Origin of the sequence: Spirosoma sordidisoli (assembly GCF_004138325.1) — a bacterium.
Lineage (GTDB): Bacteria > Bacteroidota > Bacteroidia > Cytophagales > Spirosomataceae > Spirosoma > Spirosoma sordidisoli.
Genome location: NZ_SBLB01000004.1, coordinates 71580 through 92451, shown reverse-complemented (window position 1 = coordinate 92451; position 20872 = coordinate 71580). Strand labels below are relative to the sequence as shown.

The 20872-nt window shown below is 55.4% G+C and carries 22 protein-coding genes; 16 read left to right on the top strand and 6 right to left on the bottom strand.

All coding sequences use genetic code 11. From position 1 onward, the window contains the following. Positions 1-12: 12 nt before the first annotated feature. From argS to EQG79_RS15325, 4 genes are all read left to right on the top strand, one after another. Complete coding sequence (gene argS, locus EQG79_RS15340; protein ID WP_129602373.1) at positions 13-1827, top strand: arginine--tRNA ligase; 1815 nt, start codon at positions 13-15, stop codon at positions 1825-1827. 23 nt (positions 1828-1850) lie between these two features. After that, positions 1851-2471 carry a glutathione peroxidase gene (locus tag EQG79_RS15335; protein ID WP_077921683.1) on the top strand — a complete coding sequence of 207 codons (621 nt, stop codon included), beginning with the start codon at positions 1851-1853 and terminating at the stop codon, positions 2469-2471. Positions 2472-2550: 79 nt separating this feature from the next. After that, on the top strand, positions 2551-3459 hold the full coding sequence (locus EQG79_RS15330) for a 1,4-dihydroxy-2-naphthoate polyprenyltransferase (protein WP_077921682.1): 909 nt from the start codon (positions 2551-2553) through the stop codon (positions 3457-3459). Between the two features lie 445 nt (positions 3460-3904). Further along, positions 3905-4915: an IS110 family RNA-guided transposase gene (locus EQG79_RS15325; RefSeq protein ID WP_077919261.1), complete on the top strand. Its 1011-nt coding sequence runs from the start codon at positions 3905-3907 to the stop codon at positions 4913-4915. Between the two features lie 207 nt (positions 4916-5122). Here the strand turns inward: EQG79_RS15325 and EQG79_RS15320 are convergent, their stop codons facing one another. Next, positions 5123-6055 (bottom strand): TatD family hydrolase, encoded by a 933-nt coding sequence (locus EQG79_RS15320; RefSeq protein ID WP_129602371.1) that lies wholly within the window; start codon positions 6053-6055, stop codon positions 5123-5125. 150 nt (positions 6056-6205) lie between these two features. Between EQG79_RS15320 and EQG79_RS15315 the strand changes: the two genes are divergently transcribed. After that, the gene (locus EQG79_RS15315; protein ID WP_129602369.1) at positions 6206-6874 is read left to right on the top strand and encodes a DUF4136 domain-containing protein; all 669 of its coding nucleotides are present in this window, start codon (positions 6206-6208) and stop codon (positions 6872-6874) included. 109 nt (positions 6875-6983) lie between these two features. Then, positions 6984-7655, top strand: coding sequence for an OmpW family outer membrane protein (locus tag EQG79_RS15310; RefSeq protein ID WP_077921679.1), 672 nt, complete (start codon positions 6984-6986; stop codon positions 7653-7655). Positions 7656-7677: 22 nt separating this feature from the next. Here the strand turns inward: EQG79_RS15310 and EQG79_RS15305 are convergent, their stop codons facing one another. From EQG79_RS15305 to rpsU, 3 genes are all read right to left on the bottom strand, one after another. After that, a complete protein-coding gene (locus EQG79_RS15305) occupies positions 7678-8352 on the bottom strand; it encodes an EboA domain-containing protein (protein WP_129602367.1) in 675 nt (224 codons plus the stop codon). A gap of 61 nt (positions 8353-8413) precedes the next feature. After that, positions 8414-9313, bottom strand: coding sequence for a tyrosine-type recombinase/integrase (locus EQG79_RS15300; protein WP_129602365.1), 900 nt, complete (start codon positions 9311-9313; stop codon positions 8414-8416). A gap of 184 nt (positions 9314-9497) precedes the next feature. Beyond that, positions 9498-9695: a 30S ribosomal protein S21 gene (rpsU, locus tag EQG79_RS15295; protein ID WP_077921676.1), complete on the bottom strand. Its 198-nt coding sequence runs from the start codon at positions 9693-9695 to the stop codon at positions 9498-9500. 57 nt (positions 9696-9752) lie between these two features. Between rpsU and EQG79_RS15290 the strand changes: the two genes are divergently transcribed. The 8 genes from EQG79_RS15290 (at position 9753) to EQG79_RS15255 (ending at position 16728) form a co-directional block, all read left to right on the top strand. Continuing rightward, positions 9753-10700 (top strand): Ppx/GppA phosphatase family protein, encoded by a 948-nt coding sequence (locus EQG79_RS15290; RefSeq protein WP_077921675.1) that lies wholly within the window; start codon positions 9753-9755, stop codon positions 10698-10700. A gap of 136 nt (positions 10701-10836) precedes the next feature. Then, on the top strand, positions 10837-11832 hold the full coding sequence (locus tag EQG79_RS15285) for a bile acid:sodium symporter family protein (RefSeq protein ID WP_077921674.1): 996 nt from the start codon (positions 10837-10839) through the stop codon (positions 11830-11832). A gap of 78 nt (positions 11833-11910) precedes the next feature. Further along, on the top strand, positions 11911-12327 hold the full coding sequence (locus EQG79_RS15280; RefSeq protein ID WP_236648756.1) for a MarR family winged helix-turn-helix transcriptional regulator: 417 nt from the start codon (positions 11911-11913) through the stop codon (positions 12325-12327). 35 nt (positions 12328-12362) lie between these two features. Next, positions 12363-12836 (top strand): DinB family protein, encoded by a 474-nt coding sequence (locus tag EQG79_RS15275; protein WP_077921673.1) that lies wholly within the window; start codon positions 12363-12365, stop codon positions 12834-12836. Further along, entirely contained in the window at positions 12833-13363 is a 531-nt protein-coding gene (locus EQG79_RS15270; RefSeq protein ID WP_129602362.1) for a DUF4442 domain-containing protein, read from the top strand. The genes EQG79_RS15275 and EQG79_RS15270 overlap by 4 nt, the downstream gene beginning before the upstream one ends. A 157-nt stretch (positions 13364-13520) precedes the next feature. Then, the gene (locus EQG79_RS15265) at positions 13521-14123 is read left to right on the top strand and encodes an alpha/beta hydrolase (RefSeq protein WP_317126256.1); all 603 of its coding nucleotides are present in this window, start codon (positions 13521-13523) and stop codon (positions 14121-14123) included. Between the two features lie 230 nt (positions 14124-14353). Continuing rightward, entirely contained in the window at positions 14354-15154 is an 801-nt protein-coding gene (locus EQG79_RS15260) for an alpha/beta fold hydrolase (RefSeq protein WP_077921671.1), read from the top strand. Then, entirely contained in the window at positions 15151-16728 is a 1578-nt protein-coding gene (locus EQG79_RS15255; protein WP_077921670.1) for a sensor histidine kinase, read from the top strand. Before EQG79_RS15260 ends, EQG79_RS15255 begins: the two co-directional genes overlap by 4 nt. A 26-nt stretch (positions 16729-16754) precedes the next feature. On the opposite strand, the gene EQG79_RS15250 is transcribed toward EQG79_RS15255, so the two are convergent. Together EQG79_RS15250 and EQG79_RS15245 are read right to left on the bottom strand one after the other, a co-directional pair. Further along, the gene (locus tag EQG79_RS15250; protein WP_077921669.1) at positions 16755-17450 is read right to left on the bottom strand and encodes a hypothetical protein; all 696 of its coding nucleotides are present in this window, start codon (positions 17448-17450) and stop codon (positions 16755-16757) included. A 16-nt stretch (positions 17451-17466) separates the two neighbouring features. Further along, positions 17467-18213, bottom strand: a complete 747-nt coding sequence (locus EQG79_RS15245) for an SDR family NAD(P)-dependent oxidoreductase (RefSeq protein WP_129602358.1) — start codon at positions 18211-18213, stop codon at positions 17467-17469. 389 nt (positions 18214-18602) lie between these two features. Between EQG79_RS15245 and EQG79_RS15240 the strand changes: the two genes are divergently transcribed. Together EQG79_RS15240 and EQG79_RS15235 are read left to right on the top strand one after the other, a co-directional pair. Continuing rightward, positions 18603-19589 carry a glycosyltransferase family 2 protein gene (locus EQG79_RS15240; RefSeq protein ID WP_129602356.1) on the top strand — a complete coding sequence of 329 codons (987 nt, stop codon included), beginning with the start codon at positions 18603-18605 and terminating at the stop codon, positions 19587-19589. Positions 19590-19703: 114 nt separating this feature from the next. After that, a complete protein-coding gene (locus tag EQG79_RS15235; protein ID WP_129602354.1) occupies positions 19704-20867 on the top strand; it encodes a 3-dehydroquinate synthase in 1164 nt (387 codons plus the stop codon). Positions 20868-20872 lie beyond the last annotated feature (5 nt).

Sequence of the window (20872 nt, the reverse complement as noted above, 5' to 3'; positions counted from 1 at the left end):
GGGCTATCGTCGATGAATATTCAGGAAGAAATACAAAGTGCCATTCAGCGCGCCGTTACCGAACTGTATCAGCAGACCGTAACGGAGGTGCCGCTCCAGCCAACCAAGAAAGAGTTTGAAGGAACCTACACCTTCGTCACGTTTCCGCTGACCAAAGCCCTTCGCCAGGCGCCCGCACAGATCGGGCAGGCCATTGGTACGTGGCTGGTCGATCATACGACCGTAGTGAGTGGTTTCAACGTAGTACAGGGATTTTTGAACATCAGCGTGGCCGATGCGGCCTGGCTCGATGTGCTGCGCGACATGGCCGGCAATCCCGCGTTTGGCACCCTTAGCCAGCCCGACGGCGCGTCGGTCATGGTTGAGTTTTCGTCGCCCAACACCAATAAACCGCTGCATCTGGGCCACCTGCGTAATAATTTTCTGGGCGACTCGGTCAGCCGGATTCTGGCGGCCAACGGGTATCGCGTAACCAAAACCTGCATTGTCAACGATCGGGGCGTGCATATCTGTAAGTCGATGCTGGCCTACCGGATGTTTGGTACCGACGCGTCCGGACAACCCGAAACCCCGGCCTCGTCGGGAATGAAAGGAGATCACCTGATCGGTAAATATTACGTACTCTTCGACAAAGCCTACAAAGCACAGGTCGAGGAGATGGTAGCGGCCGGTACGCCCAAAGAAGAAGCCGAAAAGACGGCTCCGCTCATGCAGGAAGTGCAGCAGATGCTACGGCTCTGGGAGCAGGGCGATCCGGAAACGGTAGCGCTCTGGCGGCAGCTCAACAGCTGGGTATATACCGGCTTCGACGAAACCTACCGCAACATCGGGGTGAGCTTCGACAAGACGTACTACGAATCGAATACCTACCTGCTGGGTAAGGAAATCGTTGAAGAGGGGCTGGCCAAAGGCGTGTTCTACCGCAAAGACGACAGCTCCGTCTGGATCGACCTCACCGACGAAGGCCTCGACCAGAAACTCGTACTGCGGTCCGACGGAACCTCGGTCTACATGACGCAGGACCTCGGCACGACCGATATGAAGTACACCGATTTCGGTACCGATCGGCAGATCTGGGTGGTAGGCAACGAGCAGGACTACCACTTCAAGGTGCTGTTCGCCATTCTGCGCCGGCTGGGACGTCCCTATGCCAACGGGCTGTATCACCTCAGCTACGGCATGGTCGATCTGCCGACGGGCAAGATGAAATCCCGCGAAGGTACCGTTGTCGATGGCGACGACCTGATTGCCGAAACCACCGAAGCCGCTGCCACAGCCGCCGACGAAGCTGCCAAGGGGAAACTCGATGAGTTCAGCGATACCGAAAAAGCCGATCTGTTCCGTATGCTGGGGCTGGGCGCGCTGAAGTACTATCTGCTCAAGGTAGACCCGCAGAAACGGATGCAGTTCAACCCGGCCGAGTCGGTCGATCTGCACGGCAATACGGGGCCGTATATTCAGTACGTACACGCCCGCATCCGGTCGGTACTGCGGAAAGCAGCCAGCGAAGGAATATCGGTCAATCTGGCCGACCTGACCGTTGAAGCCGCCGGTCAGCTGGACCCGATCGAGCAGCAACTTATCTTCCTGCTAAGTCAGTACCCACAGCGCGTTCAGGAGGCCGGTACCGACTATGCGCCCTCGTATATTGCCCAATATGCGTATGAGCTGGCCAAGACCTTCAACCAGTTCTACGATAAACTGTCGATCCTGAAAGAGAGCGACACTACTAAACTGAAAAATCGCTTAATTCTATCGGCGTTACTGGCTGAAACTATCTGTAAAGCAATGGGTTTATTGGGTATCGAAGTGCCCGAAAAAATGTAACGTCCTGATCCCGGCAGACAATCATGAAGAAACCCATTGTTTTCACCTTAATTGGCGTCACCCTCGTGGTAGCGCTTACCAGTTTTATGTCCTTAACAACGCTCGTAAAGGGGCTTTTCAGCGACAAGAAAGAAGCCGCTGCCGCGCCCGCCAATGCCAGTGCTCCCACCAAATCGCTGTACGATTTTACCGTCAACAGCATCGATGGCAAGCCCGTTGCGCTGAATGCGTACCGGGGCAAAAAAGTGATTATCCTGAACGTAGCCTCCAAATGTGGCTATACACCCCAGTATGCCGACTGGGAGAAGTTTTACAAAGCCCACAAGGACAAGTTCGTGGTGCTGGGCTTCCCGGCCAATAATTTCGCTAACCAGGAGTCGGGCAATAACGAAGAGATTGCAACCTTCTGCCAGAAAAACTACGGGGTTTCGTTCCCGATGTTCGAGAAGGTATCTGTTGTAGGTAACGACCAGGCTCCGCTGTACAAATGGCTGTCGACCAAATCGCTGAACGGCTGGAACGACAAGGCACCCACCTGGAATTTCTGCAAATATGTCGTCAATGAAAAAGGGGAGCTTACCCATTTCTTCGCATCGGGCGTAAAACCCGACGACGCCGAATTCCGCAAAGCGGTCAATCTCTAACGATGAATGATGAACGATTGGGATCATTCGTCAACTGAGCCAATCGTTCATCATTCATCATTTATAATTCATCATTTTCATGAAGTCCTGGATTGCTGCGGCCCGGCCGCGCACCTTGCCGCTGGCGCTGGCCAGTATTATTCTGGGCAGTTTTCTGGCGGCTTCCAACGATCCGCTGGCTGCGGGCCATTTCAGCTGGAAGATTGCCGGACTGGCTGTTCTGACCACCATTTTTCTGCAAATCCTGTCCAACTTCGCCAACGATTACGGCGACGCGGTATCAGGTAAAGACACTGAACTGCGGGTGGGGCCGCGCCGGGCCGTAGCTACCGGCGATATCTCGAAAGAAGCCATGCTGCGGGGGATTATCGTTACGGCGGTGCTGTCGCTGGTGTCGGGCGTATGGCTGCTGGTGGTAGCCCTGTTCGGCGCGGGGTCGCGGGCTTTCTATACGCTGCTGGCGCTGGGGCTCCTTTGTATTGCGGCTGCGGTGGGGTATACCAATGGGAAGCGGCCGTACGGGTATGCCGGCTTCGGCGATATTGCCGTGCTGCTTTTTTTCGGCTGGGTAGGGGTGCTGGGTACCTATTACCTGCACACGCTGGAGTTCCGGCCCCTGTTGCTGTTACCCGCTACGGCCGTTGGTTTGTTTGCTACAGGAGTACTGAATATCAACAATATCCGCGATATCGAAACCGATACTATGACGGGTAAAAAGTCGATTCCGGCCCGGCTGGGGCTGCCGCTGGCTATTCGATACCACTGGGGGCTGCTGCTGGCCGGGATGGCCTGTGCGGTGGCCTATTCGTTTCTGGTCGATGCGCCCCCAACGGCTTACCTCTACCTGCTCTCGTTCCCTTTGTTCATACTGAACGGACGAGCGGTAGCCACGCACAAACGGGCTGCCGAGCTAAACCCCCGACTGGGTCAGCTGGCCCTTACTACCCTGCTGTTTGTGATCCTATTCGGCATCGGGCAGGTGATCTAAGAAAAGGACAGCCCATTCCAAAGCCCGCAAGAGCTTGTTTGGGGAAGGTATCTGCTGACTTTAGTCGGCTGGAAGGGCTGCCGTTTCACCCCCCAGCCCCCTAAAGGGGGAGCCGTCCGCGCCGAATGGGCTCCCCCTTTAGGGGGCTGGGGGGCGAAAAGGCAGCCCATTCGGGCTAGTGGAATTCACATAAAGCCCTTCCCCAAACAACCTTTAGTTTTGAGCAGTAGTAAGAAATTAAGAATATTACACCCTGTAATGCTACTCTCAGTCAGGCACTTTAGCAAACATGCAAGGCCACCAAGCCTATTTAGAGATTGAATCCTGGCTGAGTTTTTCAAACCCTACACTGGATAGAAATGCAGGCTTTCAGGCCTATTAGTAAGGTTTAAGTGCTGGTTTGAAAGCGTAGCTTAAAGCTGTTCTCATCTAACCAATTCCTGCCATGTCATTCGACTTCTTCCTGGGTATCGACGTCGCTAAACAGACCCTCGATTACGCCTTATTAGATCAGGCTGGCAATCTGAAGCACCAGGCTCAGATTCCAAACACGCAGAAAGCCATTGAGCAATTAATGCAGCAGCTCAATCAGCTTTTCGGTACACAGCCAGCTACCACCTTGGTCTGTCTAGAACATACTGGAATTTATAATAACCACCTGTTGGAAGTCTTTACCCGGCCAGACTACTGCGTGTGGTTGGAGTCGGGCAAGCAGATCCGGTATTCAACGGGTATACAACGAGCTAAAACCGATAGCGTAGATGCCCTCAACATCGCTCGCTATGCTCAGCGGCATCACCCGCAGGCTCGGCTTTGGAAGCCAGCTAACAAACTCATTACCAATCTAAAGGCGTTAACTTCACTTCGTAATCGGCTCCTGCTGGCGGCCAACACGCTCAAGCAACCTCTTAAGGAAGCAGAGTCCTTTATGGATAAGCGCATTTTACGATCCTTAGAAAAAGCATCGGCTAACTCATTAAAAGCTTTGGAAAAGGATTTAGACGCTGTGAATAGCCAGATTGAGTCGCTACTAAAAAACGATCCGGAGCTTAATCGCCTTTTTCATCTACTGACATCGATCGTTGGTATCGGCGTGGTTACGGCAACGGGTCTTATTTTGGCTACCCATGCCTTTACAGACGGCAAGACAGCTAAACAGTTCGCTTGTTATGCGGGCGTAGCCCCGTTTCCTTATCAATCCGGTAGCAGCATCCGTGGCAAAACACGCGTATCGCCCATGGCCGACAAGCACATGAAAACATTACTTCACTTATCGGCCATGACCGCTATTCGAGCCAAGGGAGAACTACGGGATTACTATCAGCGGAAGGTCGGTGAGGGTAAGAATAAGATGGCCGTTCTCAACGCCGTTCGCAATAAGTTGATAGGGCGGGCCTATGCGGTAGTAAGCAAGAACCAAGAATATGACAAAACCTATGCGTATTCACTTGCTTAAACCATAGAAATCTCTTAGGCCGGGCCGCCGTCGCGGGGCTGGGGGGTGGAAAGTCTGGTCTCTTCACGGCTTTAACGTCTTATCAATCCTTCCCAAACAGCTTTTCAGAGCGAGACATACTGCAATACGAAGCACCGCCGGCCCTGTTCGAATGGACGGTGGTCCGGACTCAACGCGATTCCTGTATAGTCAATCCTGTATGGGTGTTTATCGGATAATAGTCGATTCTTTATCGACGCGCGGGGCCTGTCCACCACGCAGGACCGAGCTACCATTAAAGCGCTGGCTCTGGTCGATGGTGAGGGGCTGCGTCAGATCGTCGAGGCTGAGCTGGCCGCTCTGGGCAAAGGCCGTTACCGCATTTTCGAACGTAACGAGCCGGATGGCCTCGTCCGATATGCCGTGCTGCTTCATCAGAGCCGCGGTTTTAGGGACGGCGAGCGGATCGCTGATACCCCAGTCGGCGGCTGAGTTGATCATAATGCGTTCGGGACCGTATTGCTTCACGATCTCGACCATGCGCTCGTTGCCCATCTTCGTGAATGGATAAATGGTGAAGCCAGCCCAAAACCCCCGATCAAGCACTTCCCGAACGGTTTCTTCATTGTTATGATCAACGATAACCATACCGGGTGCAAGGCCGTGTTCGATAGCGATATCCATGCTGCGGCTGGTGCCCTGTTTCTTATCGCGGTGGGGCGTGTGGATCTGTACCGGCAGGGATGCTTCGCGGGCTAGTTCCAGCTGCGCCCGGTAGTATTTTTCCTCGGCCGGCGTCTGATCGTCGAACCCGATTTCGCCGATACCGACCACGCCTTCCTTGTAAATGAACAGCGGCAGGATGTCCATGACCTGCTCGGCCAGGGCTTCCTGATTGGCTTCTTTCGAGTTGAGGCCAATGGTGCAGTAATGCCGGATGCCAAACTGCGACGCCCGAAACCGCTCCCAGCCAACGAGCGTCGCAAAATAATCGCGGAACGAGTCGACGCCGGTGCGGGGCTGGCCCATCCAGAAGGCCGGCTCAATAACCGCCACTACACCCGCGTCGGCCATAGCCTGATAGTCATCGGTAGTACGGGAAATCATATGGACGTGCATGTCGAAAAAGGACATGCCACGTATCGAGTCCAGAAAATCCATGAGTGTATAGGGTTCGTTGTAATCTGTCGTCGCAAAAGTACGGCTTATAGAAACACCGTACCGGGCTATTTCTAATCCGATTCTAACTACATTTCTGTAAACTTCAGCTTAGTCTATTCGTTAAGATGATAAGTAGGATAACATACAAGTATGAAAGCGCTCCAACAGATAAATGGAAAAACATGGGGAATCTATGCAGTGCTACTGCTAACCCTCAGCGGTGGGCTTGTTGCCTGTCGGGATAATGCACTGAACGGCCTGACTCCGCAGGATAGTCAGGTATACATTACGAACTACGACCGCTCTGTTAATTTCAGCCAGTATCGCACCTTTAGCCTGCCCGATTCGGTCGTGATTCAGTCGAACGACCGGTTTACTACATCGACGGGCAGTGTTGAAAATCGATTTGTCACTAACGTAGCCAGCGCGCTGGCGAGCCGTGGTTACCAGCGGGTGGCGCAGGGCCAGCCGGCCGATCTGGGCGTAGCTGTCGTGCGGGTCAATAACCGCTTTACGGGCGTGGGAGTAGACCCGTATTCGTATTACTCCAACTACTGGCTAGGGTATGGCGGCCTGGGTGGATATGGTTTAAATCCATACTATCCGAGCTATTATACGTACCAGGTGAGTGAGCAGTACTGGCAGGTGCAGATCGTCGACCTGAAAAACCGGCCGATCTCCAATGGTCCCGACCAGGTACAGCTGAACGTGATCTTCGACGCTACCATCCGCGGGGCCGATATCACCGAAACGGCCGATGTCGATACGGCGATCACCACCATTTTCAACCAGTCGCCATTCCTGCGGGCTAACCAGTAAACCGGTTCACGGTCTGCGGTGGGTTAGGGAGATCACTCTTGTGTCAGCAAAACCGTCTGGTAATCAACTGCATTACCGAAGACCGAAAACTTATCTCATCAGAGTTATCATGAAACGCATCTTAAGTATAGTAACCCTGTCGCTGCTGAGTGTGGCGAGTTGGGCGCAGCAGACGTCACCCCGCAACAACGATGTATTTGCGTCGCCTTTCGACCGGTACGTGTCGTTCAATATATCGGCTCGCTATGGAGTGGCGATGCCGCTGGGTGGGCAGAAAACCTACATCGATCAGGTATCGCCAGCCAACCTCGCCATTGACGGGGAGTGGTTGTTTCCGCAGCGGTTCGCTATCGGTTTGAAAACCGGCTACCAGTACAGCCAGCAGCGACGACCCCGTGAGCTGGTGTCGTTTACCGACGGCAACAGCGTACAGGACGTCTCGGCTGTGCAGACGCGCACGCTGACCGTTATACCAGCCATGGCGTCTCTGTCGTATTATTTCGCCGAAAACTCCGCGGCCCTGCGTCCGTATGTGCAGGTAGCCGGGGGGGGCGCCTATGTCGATTACGTCAACTTCTTCGGGTCGCTGTCGGATCAGAAAACCGGTTTCCGAACGGCATTTGCGCCGGCGGTTGGCGTGAAGTATTACGGTCAGCGCGAACAGGGGTTCGGGGCTGAGCTGCAGGCCCAGTACCAGCGCATCAACTTCAACTACGACCGCTTGCCCGGCAATGCGTCGTCGGTGATGCTCTCGGCGGGTATCGTATACCGGTTCTATTAGCCGGATGGCTTAACTTTTTTGATTACATAAGCCGCTCTATATGGGGCGGCAGGCTGCGCCCGGCAGCCCGGCGTTCGGCGGCATAGTCGGCCAGCGTCTGGGCGAGCCGGGCGTTTTTGCGTTCGTTCAGACCGATGATCTGCGTTACGTCTTTGTCGGTAAAAAAAGCTTTCAGAATAAGCTGATTCCAGGCGGCTTCGTCGAGGTAGTCGGCGGGGTAGGGGTTATGGAGCATGATGGCCGACTGCACATCGGCAATGTTGTTCCGGATGCCTTCGGTAGCCTGAAACCGCCAGGCTTCGGGGTAGGCCAGCACGGGCAGGGCCGAGTACAGCGCCACTAGCTCGTTCAACTCCCCGGCTTTGAACAACTCCGTGATGGTACTGACGTAGGTCGACTGCTCATCGGCGGGGAGCTGCAGTAGCCACCACACCCGCGCCAGCCGGTCGCGCGTCCAGCCCGATACGGTGAAACCCGGGCGGGCCTGCTGAAGCGCAAACGCCATATCGGCCGGAACCGTAAGGGGCTGTTTGCCAACAAAGCGGGGGAGCGCCGTAAAGACCCGGTAGAACGCGCTCTTCTGGGGGCTGGTATGAAACGCATCGACCTGCTGGCGGAGGTAGTTGACCGCAGCGGCCGAGTCGGGTTGTTGTTCGATCAGGTAAAATAAGGTCTGGCTAAGCTGGAGACTATTCATAATACAATACAGCGCAGATGCGATCCGCTGGTGGGGTTGTTGCGACCAGTGTGCACCCGTATCACTTTTTAGCCTTCGGATGGGCCTGGTCGTAGGTTTTTTTGAGTTGTTCGAGGCTGGTATGGGTATAAATCTGGGTAGCGGCCAAACTACTGTGACCCAGCAGATCTTTAATCGCGTTCAGGTCGGCCCCCCGGTTGAGGAGGTGCGTGGCGAAGGTATGCCGAAGTACGTGAGGACTGCGGGTCGATAAGGTCGTGACGAGCGTCAGGTGCCGTTTGACAATCCGCTGAATCAGCACCGGGTAGGCCGCTACACCTTTGTCGCTCACGATCAGCACCGACCCGTCGGCTTTACCGCCAAACTCGGTTTCTTTCAGCTGGCTGTAGTGCCGGATCAGGTCCAGCAGGGGCTGGGTAAGCGGAATGATGCGGTGCTTGTTGCGTTTCCCCAGCACCATAATGCTTTGTTTGTACAGATCGACGTCGTTTGTTTTGAGGCCGATCAGCTCGCTCAGGCGGATACCGGTGCCGTAGAGCAGTTCAAGAACCAGCTTGTCGCGAACGCCATCGAAGGTATCCGGAAAATCGACGTCCGTGAGCAGCGTTTCCATGGGTTTTTCTTCCACATAGACCGGCAATTTTCGGCTGGTTTTGAGCGCCTGAATTTTGGCCATGGGGTCGGCCTCGATCAGCTTCCGGCGCAGCAGAAATCCGTAGAAGCTACGCAGGGTCGCAATCTTACGGTTCACCGACGATTTGTCGAGGCCGCTCTCGACCAGACTGACGATCCAGGACCGGATCTGCCGGAAATCGGCCCGGTCGGGCTGGCTTACGTTGCATTCTGTAGCGAGAAAGGAGCTGAACTGCTCCAGGTCTTTGGCGTAGGCGGTGAGCGTATGATGACTCAGCCGTTTTTCGTAACGAATATGCTGGAGGAAGTCGTCGGAACCGAGGCTCATAGTTGTCAGCCGATGCGTATACCGTCAAAGCTACAGCATTTTGCCGAGGCAGGCTAACGAACGGGCCAACAAAAAAGCAGCAAACATCCCTGCTTGCTGCTCCTGTTCTCGGGTCAGTGACCTCCTCTGCTGACTGCGCATTCAACAGATAGCGGTCTACTGCGCACCACCGGCGGCCTATGGCCTATTGCTCGGTGTGGTTGCCGTACATCCGCTCTTTGTACGTGGCTTTGATGATCTCGGTGCGACGTTTTACCGACGGTTTCTGGAAAGCCGTCCGCGCCCGCAACTGCCGCAACACGCCCGTCTTCTCAAACTTCTTTTTGAAGCGCTTCAGGGCCTTGTCGATCGACTCGTTGTCTTTAACGTTAATGATAAGCATGTTCTAAATGTTGTGTTTTAGCTAAAACCGGACGGCAAAGGTAGTAGTTTTGCTGGTATGAAGCAAGCGATTATCGACTTAGGCACCAATACGTTTCATCTCTTTATTGCCGATAAAAGCGATACGGACCACCAGACTCTTTTTCGCGAGAGCCGACCGGCCAAAATTGGCATGGCTGGTATCAATCAGGGAATTATCACCGACGAAGCCATTGGCCGGGCGCTGGATGTGCTGAGTTACTTCCGGGAGGTGCTCGATCAGTATGGCGTGGCGCCGGAGCAGGTCGTGGCCATCGGTACCAGTGCCATTCGCGTAGCCCGCAATCAGGCCGAATTTATAGACAGAATCCGGCAGGAAACCGGCATCCGGATTCGGGTTATTTCGGGCGAGCAGGAAGCCGACTATATCTACCACGGCGTTCGGGCGGCCGGGGCCCTCGATGACCGGATGGCGCTGGTAATCGATATTGGCGGGGGGAGCGTTGAGTTCATCCTGGGTAATCAGCAGCGTATTTTCTGGAAACAAAGCTTCGAGATCGGCGGCCAGCGACTGCGCGAACGGTTTATGCCCGGCGACGGTACCGAGCCTATCAGCGCGGGCAGCATTCGCCGGCTCAACGATTTCTTTCAGGAAAAGCTGCTGCCGCTGGCCAATGCCGTTCATCAGTATCAGCCGGCCGTGCTGGTTGGGTCGTCGGGTTCGTTCGACACGCTGGTCGATATGTGGTACAAGCAGGAGCGGGGCTACCTGCCTCCGCCCAACCATACCGCTTTCGACCTGCCCATAGCCGAGTTTTACCGGTCCTACGAACTGCTCATCAGCCGCAACCATGCCGAACGGATGCAGCTGCCCGGCATGATCGAGTTGCGTGTAGACATGATCGTTGTGGCTGTCTGCCTGATCGACTACGTACTGAAAGCCTACGGGATCAACCAGATTCGGACATCGACCTATTCGCTGAAAGAAGGTGTAATGGCCCTGGGAGTGATCGGGGAGCAACGCTGAATGCGTAGCGATGCGTAACGACGGAGTGAAGTAGCTCAGTCACAAACGGGTATGAGTTAGGGAAAAGGTGCTTTACTAGGCAATCTGAATGCGTATTGTACATAACTCATTCTTCTTTGTACATTCCTTATTGGTTATGAAGTCTGAAACCAACGCCCGATCCTCTTACCAGAACCTGATCTACACGGCCCTGATCATCATGGCTGTTGTCGTCGCGCTATCCTTTCCCGACCCGTTTCGAGAGATCAATGGGTTTCAGCTAAAAAAACTGATCGTGCCGCTGCTGCAGGTCATCATGCTGGGCATGGGTACAACCATGTCGCTGGCCGACTTTGAAGGCGTCATCAAGCAGCCCCGGGCGGTTTTCATTGGCGTGGCCTGCCATTTTGTGATTATGCCGCTGCTGGGCTATACCCTTGCTAACACGTTTAATTTCCCCCCTGAGATTGCGGCTGGAGTAGTGCTCATCGGTTGCTCGCCGAGTGGCCTGGCCAGTAACGTAATGTGCTTTATTGCCAAAGCCAACGTGCCGCTGTCGATTACCATCACCACGCTGGCTACGTTGCTGGCGCCGTTTCTGATGCCTGCGCTGATGAAGCTGCTGGCCGGGCAGTTTATCGAGATATCGTTCTGGAAAATGATGATCGAGATCATGCAGATCGTTATCCTGCCCGTTGTCGTTGGGCTGGTGCTGAACCGGATTTTCCGGAAATCGGCGGTCATGATCAACCGGGTGATGCCGTTGGTGTCGATGGCTGGTATTGTCCTGATCGTAGCGATCATTACGGCCGCCGGGCGCGACAGCCTGCTGGCCGTCGGCTGGACCCTGGCTCTCTGCGTCCTGATTCACAACCTGACCGGGTTCGTGCTGGGCTACTGGAGTGCCCGGCTGTTCGGGATGGATGAGCAGAGCTGCCGAACGGTAGCCATTGAAGTTGGCCTGCAAAACGGCGGACTGGCTTCGGGTATTGCCGTTCAGATGGGTAAAGTAGCAACGGTAGGCCTGGCTCCGGCCCTGTTCGGACCGATCATGAACACAACGGGATCGCTGCTGGCTACGTACTGGAGCCAGCGCCCGCCCAGGTCGGTTGCCGATCCGGTATCCCAGCCCATATCTGCCCAGAAAGCATGAGCGAATAAGCCCGTTCTGACCGGACTTTATCGAGTCCGGTTATTTTTTGTCTATAAAGTTGCATATACAACTTTTGGTATGCATGTTTACGGTATGGAGGCTGGTACTTATTGTATTGCGGGGCGGCTGCGGATGCTGGCGCGCTTAATCACGGGGCGCTACAACGAAGCGTTTGCGGCCGAGGGGGTTACGTTTGCCCAAGCGGGGTTACTCATGCGCATCTTCGCCCAGCCCGGTATTCGGCAGAACGTCCTCGCCCGCCAGTTGCAGATCGAAAAGTCGGCCATGAGTCGCGATGTGCAGCTGCTCCAGAAAAACGGCTGGCTGACCGACAACCGGCGCAAGGGCCTGTTTCTGACCGAAGCGGGCACCATACTCGCTAAGCGATGTCATAAACGGTGGAAAGTGCTGAACGCCCAGGTCCACGATGAACTCGGGGCCGAGGTCGTTGACGGCCTGACCCTGCTTTCCGAAAAAATGATCCCAATCCCATAAACCAGCACCGAAGCCTTGCGGTGCTTCTACTGACTATGACTGCTAAACTATTGGCTAATCTCTGGCGCATCAACCAGGCTTCGGCGGCCGGGGCTATTCAGAAACTGACCCCCGAAACCTACCGTCATCGGCTAACCCCCCAAACGGCTTCGGCGGGTTTTATTGCGCTGCATACGGCCGAGTCGATGCATCGCTTCGCGGCTATGCTCTTCGGTCACCAGACCACTCTCGAGATGCGGGCTTCGGGGGGCGTTTCGGACGATGGCAGCCCGCTCGACCTGGCGGCTATTCAACAGGCCGTTGCGGATGCCTACGCGATGATTGCGGCCTATATTCTGGAAACACCCGACGAACAATGGGCGGAGGTAATTCCGACTCCGTTTGGCGATACTCCCCGCATGGGTGTACTGGCCTTCCTGATGCACCATAATTCGTACCATGCCGGTCAGATTGCGCAGGCCGTTAAAAAAGGCCAATCCCTGGTAAGCGAACCCCGCCCAACGGTATGAAACCTGCTTTTCTGCAAACGAACCGGACCGAGTCGTTCAGCTCCTGGCGGTTCCGGACCCTGATGAACTGGTACCCGATGTACGTCGGTACGGGCGGTAAAATCCTGTTCTGGTCGGCCGATTCGCGGGAGGTGCATCTGCGCCTGCGCCGGAACATATGGACCTACAATTACGTCGGTACCATTTTTGGAGGCAGTATGTTTGCTGCGTCGGACCCGTTCTATATGCTGATGCTGCTGCGCGTACTGGGGCGCGAGTACGTAGTCTGGGACAAGTCGGCCAGTATCCGGTTTCGGAAGCCGGGCCGCACGACGCTCTACATGCGGTATGAGCTGACCGACGAGCTGATCGACTCGATTCGTAGCGACGTGGCGGCTCGCGGCCAGACTGAGCGAACCTTCAGGCTGCAGTGGGTCGACGAAGCCGGTACCGTTCATGCGGAGCTGGAGCGGCTGTGTTACATGGCCGATAAAACCCACTATGAACAGCGGAAGGGAGATCGGCAGCGCTCCCGGTTTCAGCGGTGAAGGGGCCAGTACGCTGGCCCGGTCAACGAGCGGGCCGGGCTTTTTCTGCTGCTAACCCAACCAACCATCTACCCGGCCAGATGGCCTTACAGAACATGACTGAGCATCACTTCACGGTACAACGAACGGCCCGCTACTATACTATACGCTTGGCCAACTGACCAGCAAGACCCGGCATGTCTGGTTCTGTCTCCACGGGTTCGGGCAGCTGGCCCGGTATTTCAGCCGTAAATTTACCGACTTTGCCGACGAAGAAACCTGCATTGTAGTGCCCGAGGGACTGTCGCGGCTGTACCTGAACGGCGCCTACGATCGGGTAGGGGCGTCGTGGTTGACCCGCGAAGACCGCGATGTCGAAATACAGGATTTTCTTGCGTATCTGAACGGGCTCTACGACCACATCCTGGCTGGCCGCTCGCCCGAGACGCTTCAGATAAACCTACTGGGGTTCTCGCAGGGAGCCGCTACGGCCTGCCGCTGGCTGGCAAACGAGCACATCCGGGTCGACAGACTGGTGTTATGGGCTGGCTTCTTTCCCAATGGATTCGCGGATATGATCGATCCGGCCCGGCTGGCTACCGTCGATGCGCACTACGTATACGGACGGCAGGATGAATACATCCGCGACATGCCCGACCCGCAGGCCTATATCGATCAGATACAACGTCACGCTCCGGGGCTTCGCATAACCGCGTACGAAGGCGGCCACAGGGTCGAGCCGGCTGTGCTGAAAGAAGTACTCCGAAGCGGGTCAACGTAGTAACTGCCGGGGCAAAATGCCTGGTTAGGCTTATGAAGCGATTTTAGAAAAAATGGTATTATTCGAAGAAGGTATGGATAGCTACATCTAAATTGTTACTCTTTTCGTATATACTTCTCATAAATCATATAGCATTATTTCATATATCCGCTATTTGGTGTCTGTTTTGACATTAAAATTGGCTTAATTTGCTTTTTATTAACCTGTGAAGTATCGATAAAACTATACCTATGTCGGTTGTAAAACGCAACAATGTTCAGGTGCTGGGCAAACCTGATGCTGCGGAAACTCTTGTTTTTGCGCACGGATTTGGCACCGACCAAACCGCCTGGCAGGACGTTGCAGAAGCCTTTGCAGATAAGTACAAAATTGTATTATTTGATTATGTAGGGGCCAATGAGAAGACCACTCCGTTCTTCAATACCCGAAAATACAAGCACCTGCAGGCGTACGCGGATGACATACTGGACGTGCTGGAAGAACTGGCTCTCCGGCAGGTAACCCTGATTGGCCATTCGGTAGGCGGCATGACCGGCGCGCTGGCGGCCATTCAGGAGCCATCCTGGTTTTCTAAACTGATTCTGGTCAACGCGTCGCCCCGCTACGTCAATGACAACGACTATCAGGGTGGATTCGACCAGCAAACGCTCGACGAATTGTTTGCGCAGATGCAGCGCGACTTTCACGCCTGGGCCGGTGGGTTTGCGCCCCGGATTATGGCCAATGCCGATCGACCTCACCTGGCTAACGGATTTATTCAAACCATTTCGGCCATGCGTCCGGATGTGGCGCTGGCCATTGCGCGGGTTATCTTTCAGTCTGATCACCGGGCCGATATTGCGCAGCTCCAGCATCCAACCCTGCTCATTCAGGGTACGCACGATCTGGCCGTACCCCATGCAGTCGGGCACTATATGGAGAACCATATGCCCAATGCCTGGCTGACCTTCATTGATGCAGAAGGCCATCTGCCTCACATCAGTCATGCCGATAAAGTCGTGCAGGCCATACGGCCATTTCTGTTCTCATGATCATGCTGGATTGCCGTATACTCGAACGAAACTTTCAACGAATTGCCACCGATGTGATTGGTCCTAAACGACTGGAGGCCTATGCTGCCGAAGTGGTGGCTCATCTGGATGCTGACTATTGTTACGTTGTTCAGGAGCGCGACGAGTGGACCGCTACGGTGCTGTTTTCAACCGCGTCGGCCGAGTCATTGCCAGCCTTCAATCCGGTTCAGCTAACCGAAATGACGGGCGAAAGCCCTTTTTTTCATCAACAGCCCTTTGTGGCCCGACGGGCTCTGAAAAGTCTCTTCGGTACATGTAAACAGGTATCGGGCTTCCGGCTGGAACATTACACCTTCAAAGGCTGGATACTCATTGGCTGGATAGAACCCGTAGAGCACACCACGTTCGATATCGAGAACGCCCTGTTTCGCTTCGGCGACAAAGTGCTGATCAACTACCTCTCGCTGCAACGCATAGCCCTGGAGCAGCAGTACCGGTTTCTGTTTTCGGTGGTGCCACAGGCCATTGTGCTCATCAACGAGCTGGACGATGTGGGCTGGGTAAACCAGGCGGCCATCGAATTGCTGAACCTGGAACCCGATGAACTGCGCCCCCCGGCGGCTGCTTTGTCGGCGGGTATGCTGGCCCTGCGTAACCGGACCCTGAACAAAGAAGCGATCCAGGAAACGGCCGCCCAGTTGCTGAGCAATCCCAACTTCATGAGTAAAGAATGGATATGGACGTTTCCGGAGCAGGTACTGTCGGTGCTGACGCGACCCATTCACTCGCCGTATTTCAAAGGTCGTATCTGGCTCTTTAACGATGTGTCGGAGCTGTATACCAAAACGCAGCAACTGACGGAGGCCAACCGCGAAATTGAAAACCTGATCAGCGTTATTGCCCACGATCTGAAGTCGCCCCTGGCTACGCTCAGCTTTATCTTTAATTTTCTGCCGATGCACGGCCCGCTGAACGACGAGCAGACGGAGAACATCGAATACGGCCAGAAAACCATCAAGCGGGGGCTCGATTTGATCGATAGTATCGTTTATTTCAACAAGCTGATTAGCTCGAACCAGCCGCTGACCATGTACGATGTCGAGCTGGATGATCTGATCGATGTGGTGGTGGACGGATTTGCGGCTCAGGCTTACCAGAAGGAGATTACCATTCACCGCCAGCGAACCGACCAGCCGGTGCTGCTGCATACCGACCCGGAGTCGCTGGTGCGGGTACTGGACAACCTGATCAGTAATGCGCTTAAGTTCTCGCCGTTTGGGCGGCAGGTATATGTAGAAACCGAATGGCGAGGCCCGGAGCTGACCATTGCCATCCGCGACGAAGGCCCCGGCATCTCGCCCGACGATCGGGTCAAGCTATTCCGGCGTTTTCAGCGTCTGTCGGCTCAGCCTACCAACAATGAAGGCTCGTCGGGGCTGGGGTTATCCATCGTGAAATCGCTGACCGAGAAGATGGGAGCCTCGGTTGAAGTTGACAGCACACTCAACGTGGGTACGGTGTTCAGACTGGTATTCCCGGCCGAATACGTACGCATTGGTGACGAAGAAGAAGTCGGTAACGATCGGGCGTAAGATCGTTTGCTGAGCCGCCCCCAGGCCTAGTTCAGGTTAAGCCCGAACAGAACCCCGAACCAGGGCCGGTGCTGATACAGCCACGACCGGCGGTTACTGTCCATCAGGCTGTCGACACCAATGGCCAGCCCGACGTTGAAAATGTGCGCGTCGAAGATCGTGGCCACCCCCGCGTTGATCACAACCCCTTCGTACTCATAGGGAATCTGGCTGCTGGTAACGAGGTCATTGATCGTGGCCGAACCGATGCCCATGAACAGACCATAGCCAAACCCCTGGCTTTTCAGCGTGCGCGTGCCGAAGCTGGGCGTAACAGACCGGTAGCCGTACCGATGAAAATCGAGACGCCGACCCAGATACACGGCCGCGTTAAAGTTCGAATTGAGCTGGGGCGGTAACGCGCCTTTGGCCGGTCTGATCTTGAACGGCAGCGTGAATACGTCTATGTCCACTTCCGTTTGCGCAAAGGTCCAGTCCGCGGAGGCTTTTCCGGTAATCTGCCGGCGCCCGTCCGTATGGGGTAGAATCAGTTGCATGCTATCCTGGCTGTCGGTCAGGTACACGCGTTTATGGAGCAGGCCAGCCTCGGGCGACCGGCGCACCGAGTAATAACCGGCATCAAGCGTTTCGGTCGGCGCACTCACCCGGCAACCCGTTACCAGTCCAATAAGAGACAGGCTGACCAGCCACAGAAATCCCGGCCAGCGGGTAGTTACTTTCATCAGCAAATCAGGTTGGCTATTTCCGGACAATCGTGGTAGCGGCTGCCTGCGCGTTGGCCAGAATGGTCAGATCGGCAATGGTAACATGGGCCGGAGCCGTTACCGCATATACGATGGTGTCGGCAATATCGTCGGCCGTCAGGGGCGTAAAGCCTTCGTATACTTTAGCCGCCCGTTCGGCATCGCCTTTAAAGCGAACCATCGAGAATTCCGTCTCGACCGCTCCCGGTGCTATGTTGGTCACCTTGATGCCATGCTGGGTAAGGTCCAGGCGCATGCCGGTGCTGAGTGCTTCTACGGCGGCTTTGCTGGCGCAGTAAACGGCGCCGTTGGCATAGGTCTGTTTACCGGCTACAGAGCTTAGGTTTACGATATGACCCCGCTGGCGCGCTACCATACCCGGAATAACGGCCTTCGATACGTAGAGTAATCCCTGTACGTTGGCGTCGATCATCTGGTCCCAGTCGGCCGGGTCGCCGTCCTGAATGGGCGACAGGCCGTGGGCATTCCCGGCGTTGTTGACCAGAATATCGATAGCCTGCCACTCGGTCGGCAGCGACTGGATAGCGGCTTCTACGTCGTTTCGGTCCCGTACGTCGAAAGCCAGTGTCGTTACCCGTGTCTGTTCGCTGAGCTGGTCTTTCAGCGCGTCGAGCCGATCCTGACGACGGCCGCACAGAATGAGCTGGAAATCGAGGTCAGCAAAGGCCAGGGCGGTGGCGTATCCAATGCCTGACGTGGCGCCGGTAATAAGAGCGATCATAAAAAAGCAGTTAACGCATGTAGATGCTGCAAAGCTACAGGAAAACCGCAGCACGTTTGTTGTCGGTTCCGGAAGATAAAGGGGGTTACAAGCCCGTGAAAACAGTTTTTATTCAGTGAACGTATAGGAACAGGCGGTTTCGGCCTGGATTTTGCATGTTACCGATAATGGGGATTTATCAATATTTTTTTATTGATAAATTTACTTATTTTTCTGATGGATATTACTTCGGGCCGTTCGCTCAGTATAGGCCGGCCTTGTAAACTGACAGGATGATAACCGGCGTTATAGGTCCCTGATAGACAGCCATTCACAATCACACGGGTAGCCTGCCCCGGTCGTTTCGGACAGGAAACCGGCCTGCCCGTTTGGTACACACCGTTTTACCCATGATCCCGCATTTTTCGGTAGTCATACCGACCTATCAGCAGCCGGCTTTATTACTCAAATGCCTCGATGCGTTGGGTAGGCAGCGGCTCCCGCGCGATCAGTTCGAACTGATTGTCGTAGACGATGCCAACTCGCCCGAAACCGCGGCTGCCGTAGCGCTGTTTACGCGACAGATTGCGCGGGCGGGTGGTCCGCTGGAGGTGCGCTATCTGGCTCAGCCCGACGAGCGGGGGCCTGCTGCCGCCCGCAACCGGGGCTGGCGTGCGGCCCGGGGGCGGGTGGTGGCGTTTACGGACGAAGATTGTCTGCCCCAGGCCAACTGGCTGGCCTCGGTACTGCCCAGCTTCGAGCGGGGGGCGCAGGTTATTACGGGGCAGATGCACCTCACATTACCCGACGGAACAGCACCCTACAGCCCCAAGAGTCTGTACCTGGACTCCAGCGAGTTGATCTCGGCCAACTGCTTTTGTCGAAAATCAGCGCTGGAGCGGGTGGGCGGTTTTGAAGAAGCGTTCGATTTGTCGTGGCGCGAAGACAGTGACCTTCAGTTCAAGTTTATCCAGGCTGGTATTCCGATCATCAAATGTCCCGAAGCCGTCGTGGTGCACCCCATGCGGGAGACGCCCTGGTACGCTCCGCTGGCCAACGAGCAGAAAAGCCGGTATGATGCCTTGTTGTACAAGCGCCACCCCGAGCTTTTCCGGCAACGGATCGAAACCGACCGGGCGCTCGTGCTGGAGTACTATGCATCGGTGCTGGGCGTGTTGATGGGGGTGCTGGGCGCGCTGATCAGCAGTTCATTAGTATCCGTAGTTGGTTTCGGCATCTGGGGTGTACTGTCGGTCAACCTGATCCGGCGTCGCTGGCCCGACCAGCCCAGTCGCCCGCTGGTTCAGCAGACCATTCTCACCTCGCTGGCAACGCCTTTTCTGGCCGTCTACTGGCGTCTGTACGGCGCTATCAAATACCGGGTTCTGTACTGGTAATAACCAATATATGCTGTTTTTTTGCCAGAATGCCGAATTCGGGGAATCATTCTCGATTTGATTGTATTTTTGAGAGATGAAAGCGGCCCTATTTTACTCCGCTTTTGTCCGTTCATGGATCATTTACACCAATCGTTCGCGGTTCGGTTCTCGTATACCGTATTCTTTACCGAACGACTTTTTGATATAGCCAATCCTCTTTTTGCCGACTACTTCAGCCAGCCGACAGTTTCTGAAACACCCAAAAAGCTGCTCTTTGTGCTCGATTCGGGGGTGGTTGAGGCACACCCGACTCTGCTGTCGGCTATTCGGCAGTACGTTGATCGGCCAGGTATGCCGGTTGCGCTGGTGCCCGACCTGCTGGTCATACCCGGTGGCGAAGCGGCCAAGAACGACCCGGCGCTGGTTGAACGGATCGTGGACGCTGTTGACCGGTATGGTATTGACCGGCATTCGTACATCGTGGCCGTTGGCGGGGGCTCGGTACTCGATCTGGTTGGGTATGCTACGGCCATCTCGCACCGGGGTATTCGTCATATCCGGATTCCTACAACGGTACTCTCGCAGAACGACTCGGGAGTGGGCGTTAAAAATGGGGTAAACTACCGGGGTAAGAAGAATTTCCTGGGTACGTTTGCCCCGCCGGTAGCCGTGTTCAACGATAGCGATTTTCTGGCTACGCTCGACGATCGCGACTGGCGGGCGGGTATCTCCGAAGCGCTGAAAGTGGCGCTGATCAAGGACCAACTCTTCTTCGACTGGATCGAAGCGAATGCGGCCCTGCTGGCCGCCCGTGATCTGTCGGCTATGCAGTACCTGATCCATCGCTGCGCCGATATGCACCTTCAGCACATTGCCGGGGGCGACCCCTTTGAGCAGGGATCGTCGCGCCCGCTGGACTTTGGCCACTGGAGTGCCCATAAACTGGAACAACTCACCAACTTTACCCTCCGTCATGGCGAGGCCGTTGCCATCGGGATTGCTATCGACACTCTCTATTCCAACCAGCTGGGCTGGCTTTCGGAGACCGATACCAACCGAGTGCTGACGACCCTCCGGACGCTCGGTTTTTCCCTGTATCACCCCATGCTCGACGCCGATCATAGCGCGGGCATCCTGAAAGGGCTGTCGGAGTTTCGGGAGCACCTGGGCGGCCAGCTTACCATCATGCTGCTGCAGGCGCTGGGGCAGGGCGTTGAGGTTCACGAAATACAAACGGATGGGGTTCGGCAAGCCATTGCCTCCCTGCGCGAAAGCGAATTGTCGGCTACGGTCTAACCCGG

Bases quoted from the DNA above. Each gene is read 5' to 3' on its own strand.
- EQG79_RS15285 (WP_077921674.1), top strand. From the start codon at position 10,837: ATGAAGTCTGAAACCAACGCCCGATCCTCTTACCAGAACCTGATCTAC.
- EQG79_RS15325 (WP_077919261.1), top strand. From the start codon at position 3,905: ATGTCATTCGACTTCTTCCTGGGTATCGACGTCGCTAAACAGACCCTC.
- EQG79_RS15330 (WP_077921682.1), top strand. From the start codon at position 2,551: ATGAAGTCCTGGATTGCTGCGGCCCGGCCGCGCACCTTGCCGCTGGCG.
- EQG79_RS15250 (WP_077921669.1), bottom strand. From the start codon at position 17,450: ATGAAAGTAACTACCCGCTGGCCGGGATTTCTGTGGCTGGTCAGCCTG.
- EQG79_RS15260 (WP_077921671.1), top strand. From the start codon at position 14,354: ATGTCGGTTGTAAAACGCAACAATGTTCAGGTGCTGGGCAAACCTGAT.
- EQG79_RS15270 (WP_129602362.1), top strand. From the start codon at position 12,833: ATGAAACCTGCTTTTCTGCAAACGAACCGGACCGAGTCGTTCAGCTCC.
- argS (WP_129602373.1), top strand. From the start codon at position 13: ATGAATATTCAGGAAGAAATACAAAGTGCCATTCAGCGCGCCGTTACC.
- EQG79_RS15235 (WP_129602354.1), top strand. From the start codon at position 19,704: ATGGATCATTTACACCAATCGTTCGCGGTTCGGTTCTCGTATACCGTA.
- EQG79_RS15280 (WP_236648756.1), top strand. From the start codon at position 11,911: ATGCATGTTTACGGTATGGAGGCTGGTACTTATTGTATTGCGGGGCGG.
- EQG79_RS15245 (WP_129602358.1), bottom strand. From the start codon at position 18,213: ATGATCGCTCTTATTACCGGCGCCACGTCAGGCATTGGATACGCCACC.
- EQG79_RS15240 (WP_129602356.1), top strand. From the start codon at position 18,603: ATGATCCCGCATTTTTCGGTAGTCATACCGACCTATCAGCAGCCGGCT.
- EQG79_RS15320 (WP_129602371.1), bottom strand. From the start codon at position 6,055: ATGGATTTTCTGGACTCGATACGTGGCATGTCCTTTTTCGACATGCAC.
- EQG79_RS15300 (WP_129602365.1), bottom strand. From the start codon at position 9,313: ATGAGCCTCGGTTCCGACGACTTCCTCCAGCATATTCGTTACGAAAAA.
- EQG79_RS15310 (WP_077921679.1), top strand. From the start codon at position 6,984: ATGAAACGCATCTTAAGTATAGTAACCCTGTCGCTGCTGAGTGTGGCG.
- EQG79_RS15305 (WP_129602367.1), bottom strand. From the start codon at position 8,352: ATGAATAGTCTCCAGCTTAGCCAGACCTTATTTTACCTGATCGAACAA.
- EQG79_RS15335 (WP_077921683.1), top strand. From the start codon at position 1,851: ATGAAGAAACCCATTGTTTTCACCTTAATTGGCGTCACCCTCGTGGTA.
- EQG79_RS15275 (WP_077921673.1), top strand. From the start codon at position 12,363: ATGACTGCTAAACTATTGGCTAATCTCTGGCGCATCAACCAGGCTTCG.
- EQG79_RS15290 (WP_077921675.1), top strand. From the start codon at position 9,753: ATGAAGCAAGCGATTATCGACTTAGGCACCAATACGTTTCATCTCTTT.
- rpsU (WP_077921676.1), bottom strand. From the start codon at position 9,695: ATGCTTATCATTAACGTTAAAGACAACGAGTCGATCGACAAGGCCCTG.
- EQG79_RS15315 (WP_129602369.1), top strand. From the start codon at position 6,206: ATGAAAGCGCTCCAACAGATAAATGGAAAAACATGGGGAATCTATGCA.
- EQG79_RS15255 (WP_077921670.1), top strand. From the start codon at position 15,151: ATGATCATGCTGGATTGCCGTATACTCGAACGAAACTTTCAACGAATT.